Source organism: Flavobacterium sp., assembly GCF_044368625.1.
Classification (GTDB): domain Bacteria; phylum Bacteroidota; class Bacteroidia; order Flavobacteriales; family Flavobacteriaceae; genus Flavobacterium.
Window position 1 is genome coordinate 1 of the sequence record NZ_JBIPPD010000241.1, and the last position, 4,501, is coordinate 4,501.

General features: G+C 35.9%; 6 protein-coding genes. 1 reads left to right on the top strand and 5 read right to left on the bottom strand.

Annotation, left to right across the window (positions count from 1 at the left end):
• The first annotated feature begins 278 nt into the window (after positions 1–278).
• Positions 279–1,520, top strand: coding sequence for a GTPase HflX (gene hflX / locus ACIQ2X_RS14040; RefSeq protein ID WP_396179567.1), 1,242 nt, complete (start codon positions 279–281; stop codon positions 1,518–1,520).
• Positions 1,521–1,711: 191 nt separating this feature from the next.
• Here the strand turns inward: hflX and ACIQ2X_RS14045 are convergent, their stop codons facing one another.
• The 5 genes from ACIQ2X_RS14045 to ACIQ2X_RS14065 form a co-directional block, all read right to left on the bottom strand.
• Entirely contained in the window at positions 1,712–2,596 is an 885-nt protein-coding gene (locus ACIQ2X_RS14045; protein WP_396179568.1) for a DUF3078 domain-containing protein, read from the bottom strand.
• 56 nt (positions 2,597–2,652) lie between these two features.
• Positions 2,653–3,168 carry a DUF2480 family protein gene (locus ACIQ2X_RS14050; RefSeq protein WP_396179569.1) on the bottom strand — a complete coding sequence of 172 codons (516 nt, stop codon included), beginning with the start codon at positions 3,166–3,168 and terminating at the stop codon, positions 2,653–2,655.
• Positions 3,169–3,290: 122 nt separating this feature from the next.
• Entirely contained in the window at positions 3,291–3,614 is a 324-nt protein-coding gene (locus ACIQ2X_RS14055; RefSeq protein ID WP_396179570.1) for an SUF system Fe-S cluster assembly protein, read from the bottom strand.
• Between the two features lie 8 nt (positions 3,615–3,622).
• Positions 3,623–4,342 carry a hypothetical protein gene (locus ACIQ2X_RS14060; RefSeq protein ID WP_396179571.1) on the bottom strand — a complete coding sequence of 240 codons (720 nt, stop codon included), beginning with the start codon at positions 4,340–4,342 and terminating at the stop codon, positions 3,623–3,625.
• A gap of 6 nt (positions 4,343–4,348) precedes the next feature.
• Positions 4,349–4,501 (bottom strand): SufE family protein (locus tag ACIQ2X_RS14065; RefSeq protein WP_396179572.1); only part of this gene is annotated, 153 nt, incomplete at its 5' end.

Sequence of the window (4,501 nt, forward strand, 5' to 3'; positions counted from 1 at the left end):
CCTGGAGCCTCAAAGTTCTGCGGGAACTGAGAATACCCTACGACACAGTAAAAAAGAGTGAGTAATAAAAGTGTAATTTTCTTCATAAAATGAAAAATTTATAGGTTGTTTGATATGGCTCCCAAAAGATTCGGGATTCCAAATTTAACAAAAATTAAGAAAATACACCTTAAAAAATCACATTTAACAATAAAAAAAAATAATTTAACAAAATCTGTACTATTGAACAGACTTGAAACTGTGCTTATTTTGATTACTTTTGTAATACAAACAAAGCCATGTTAGAGATACAAAAAATAAATTTTGAGAAAACGGTAATTGTAGGTATCATCACCCAAAAACAGGACGAAGAAAAACTTACGGAATATTTGGACGAATTGGAATTTCTTACCTTTACTGCTGGAGGCGAAGTCATCAAGCGATTTTCACAAAAAATGGAACGTCCCAATCCAAAAACTTTTCTGGGTACTGGAAAAATAGACGAAATCAGTCATTATATTAAGGAGCATAACGTTGCGACTGTAATTTTTGATGATGAACTCACACCATCGCAACAAAAAAATATTACCCGGATTTTGGACTGCAAAGTCTTGGATCGAACCAATTTAATTCTTGATATTTTTGCGCAACGTGCCGAGACATCGTATGCCCGAACACAAGTAGAATTGGCACAATGCCAATATCTATTGCCTAGACTTTCGGGAATGTGGACACACTTGGAACGTCAAAAAGGGGGAATCGGAATGAGAGGCCCCGGAGAAACGGAGATTGAAACCGATAGACGAATTGTTCGTGACCGGATTGCTTTATTAAAAGAAAAAATTAAAACCATTGACCGGCAACAGTCGGTTCAACGCGGAAATCGTGGCGCAATGGTTCGTGTGGCTTTGGTAGGTTACACAAATGTTGGAAAATCTACTTTGATGAATTCGATCAGTAAAAGTGATGTTTTTGTTGAAAATAAATTATTTGCCACTTTGGATACTACGGTTCGAAAAGTGGTAATTAAAAACTTGCCTTTTTTACTTTCCGATACTGTTGGATTTATCCGAAAATTGCCTACGCAACTGGTAGATTCCTTTAAAAGCACTTTGGATGAAGTACGCGAAGCCGATTTATTATTGCACGTGGTGGATATTTCTCACCCCGATTTTGAAGATCATATTGAAGCGGTTAATCAAATTTTAAAAGACATTAAAAGCGATGACAAGCCAACCATTATGGTTTTTAATAAAATTGATGCTTTCAAACATTTGACGATTGATGAAGATGATTTAATTACTGAAAAAACGACCAAACACTACACCCTCGAGGAATGGCAACAAACTTGGATGCACAAAGCTGGGAAGGAAAAAACGCTTTTCATTTCGGCGGTCAATAAAGAAAATTTTGAAGACTTTAGAGAACTGGTTTACGAAACAGTTCGGACGATACACGTTACCCGATTTCCTTACAACAAGTTTTTGTATCCTGATTATAAGGATGCTATCGAAAAAGAAGAAAGAGAGATCGAAGAATAGGTGTAATAAAGCAATAGTGTCGTATTGCACCTTTTGCGTGAGGGGTTGTCCCGAAGCTTCGGGAGAGCCCTTCTATTTTTGATCGGAGAACGGGTACGTAATACCCAAACCACCCCGATAGCTATCGGGGATACGGAGCGTCACGCCCAAATTATTTTATATTTTTTTTTATTAAAATTTACGCTCCGGGATTAAAATCCATAATTTACGCCAACACCAAAGACTTGTCGGGTTTGTAAACCTCTAAATGCATTGTCGTCGTAAATGGCTTGAAACGACAGATTGGTTGATAAATAGCGGTTGATTCTCATTACAATATTTAATGAATAATCGATGTCAACATTTGTTGTTTCTTCCAAATAATTCGAATATATGTTCAAAATGTTTTCGGCTGAAACATTTGGCATAATATCTAATTTATAGTAAACCGAGCCATATAAACCTAATTCGTAGCGAACTGATTGATTCGCGTCCACGCCAAAATAACTTCCGTCGACATAGTCTGGACTTGAGGTGTAAAAATTGTCTACAAATGTTAGCTTGGAAGTAGCCGGTGCGATATTGATTTTGAGATTATCATCTTTTTTATAAAGCATCCCCGGACCAAATGTAAGGTATCCAGGCGAAAGGATATCCGTGTTTTCGGTTCTGATTTCTGCCCCATTTTCATCTTTACCGTAAATGTAGCCTTTGGCCATTTGGGTTCTGAAATTTAAGAACGCCGAATACGACCAATTGCCTTTGGCTTTTTTACCTAGTACTGAATTTATTTCGAATCGGTCGTCGGTTTTCTTTTCGAAAGAGGCGTTCTTTGTTTTGACTAAACCGTAGGAAGCCATCAATTTATTGTCCCAAGTCCAATCGTTTTTAGCATAATCCAAACCATAATTTAAACCAAAATTTCCCGACAGGTTATTTTCTCCACCCACGGTCCAATTGCTGAAATTAGATTGATTGAACAACAACGACAGTTCGCCTTTTGATTTCCAAGGTGATAGGGTATCTTTTGGTTGATCTTGTGCAAAAGCCGTGGCTAAAAAACCAAATAAAGTCAACAAAGTATATATTTTTTTCATAATTGGGTTTTAAGAAATTCACGGGGCAAGATAAAAAATTGTGGTTAAATTTTAATTCATATACTGCTTTTTTTTGCTTTATACAAAGGTACTGCCGAACACGCTTCACCATACATAATGCTTCTTGCATAAGGTTGTAAAAATTTAGCTACAAAAAGATAGGCACTCATTGGAACTGGTTTTTTTGAACATCCTTTAATAATCAGTGGTTTATCTTGATAAACCGTATAATCTAACGTTGATAAAATGTCTTGGTAAATGGATGTTTCTAAATCTTCTAAACTTCCACTAACTATTTTTTTGGCAAATGGCGCCAAATGCATCGCGACCAATAGGGAAGCCCATGCAGGAACAATTGCATCGGTACTGCAGGAAATGGCTACATAATGGTCTTGATATTGACTCCAATTGTGTTCCAACAAGGTTGCTCGAAAATCTTTTTCTCTCAAAAGAAATCCTTCTAAAAGCCATTGCGACAAGTCAATTTGTGTGCGAACTCCGTTTTGATAATAATCTTCTAAATCGAAAACTACTAAAACGGAATTAGCTACTTTGTTTATTATTTCGTCCATTTTTTTCAGTTTTTGGTCGCAGTGTTCAGTTGCAGTTTTGAGTTACGGTTTTCCGTGACGTATTAAACTGAAAACGAATAACCCGACTACTGCCCCAACTAAGACTGCTTACTAATTACTTCCTAAAGCATTCCCAACTCCAACTTTGCTTCTTCGCTCATTAAATCTTTCGTCCAAGGTGGATCAAAGGTTATTTCCACTTCGGCATCCTTAACGTTTTCAATTCCTTTGACTTTTTCTTCAACTTCGCGCGGCAAACTTTCGGCAACAGGGCAGTTTGGAGACGTAAGTGTCATTAAGATTTTTACTTCTAAATCCGTGTTGACCATCACGTCATAAATCAATCCCAACTCATAAATGTCCACCGGAATTTCGGGATCGTAAATTGTTTTTAATTTTTTTACAATGGCTTCGCCTAAGGCATTTGTATCTATTTCTTGTTCCATTTTCGTTTTTATTTATAGTGTACTTCTACTAATTCAAGCGTGTTTTCTATTGATTCAACCTTTACAAGACCTTTTGTACTGTTGGTAAAAATATAATCAAAAGTAATCATATCTGATACATTTTCGTCAAACAGGGCCACATTTGTATTTTGAATGTTATGTCCTACTTCTACAAAAGTTGCTTCTGTTGGTGAAAACCATTTTACTTCTTTTTGTATTTCGTCAAAAGTCTTTTCGTAAGAAACTCTTGGATACTTCACGTAATGCGTTTTTTTCTTGTAATCAATCGTAATTCTGTAACTAAATTCGGGGTAACCTTTATTGAAATATTTTTTAAAAATCGCTTTGATATCCGCATCATTTCGTCTTGCACTGATGATGGTTTTGTTTTTTTTGATAAAATGAGTTCCTAAATAGAACTCGTTTTCGTGGTACAACATTGAAGTAAGTTCGACTTTATCGTCATCCGTAAATTTTTCAATTGGTACTACTGCATTTAAATAAGGTACTTTTGGACTGGTAACTTTTGTATATTTCAACTCTGGAAAATAGGTTTTAAACAAAATAGAATCGGCATAAACGCCTTGCTCATCTACTGCTATTTTTGAAGTTCTTTTATAAGTAAAGTGAATCTCTTGGGTATCCGGCGGCATTTTTGGAAACTGATTTTGCGCAAAGCCAAACATAAAACCGCCTAAAAGGAGAACGAGTAAAATCGTATTTTTCATCTTCGCTTATTTTTTCGCTTCAAAACCCAATGCGTATAATTTAATTTGTTTGATCATCGAAACCAAACCATTAGCTCTTGTGGGCGACAATTGTTCTTTCAGACCGATTTGATCGATAAAACTGGTATCGGCATCCAAAATATCTTTTGCTTTTTGATT

Excerpts from the sequence above, each read along its gene's own strand:
- ACIQ2X_RS14055 (WP_396179570.1), bottom strand. The coding sequence starts at position 3,614 with ATGGAACAAGAAATAGATACAAATGCCTTAGGCGAAGCCATTGTAAAA.
- ACIQ2X_RS14060 (WP_396179571.1), bottom strand. The coding sequence starts at position 4,342 with ATGAAAAATACGATTTTACTCGTTCTCCTTTTAGGCGGTTTTATGTTT.
- hflX (WP_396179567.1), top strand. The coding sequence starts at position 279 with ATGTTAGAGATACAAAAAATAAATTTTGAGAAAACGGTAATTGTAGGT.
- ACIQ2X_RS14045 (WP_396179568.1), bottom strand. The coding sequence starts at position 2,596 with ATGAAAAAAATATATACTTTGTTGACTTTATTTGGTTTTTTAGCCACG.
- ACIQ2X_RS14050 (WP_396179569.1), bottom strand. The coding sequence starts at position 3,168 with ATGGACGAAATAATAAACAAAGTAGCTAATTCCGTTTTAGTAGTTTTC.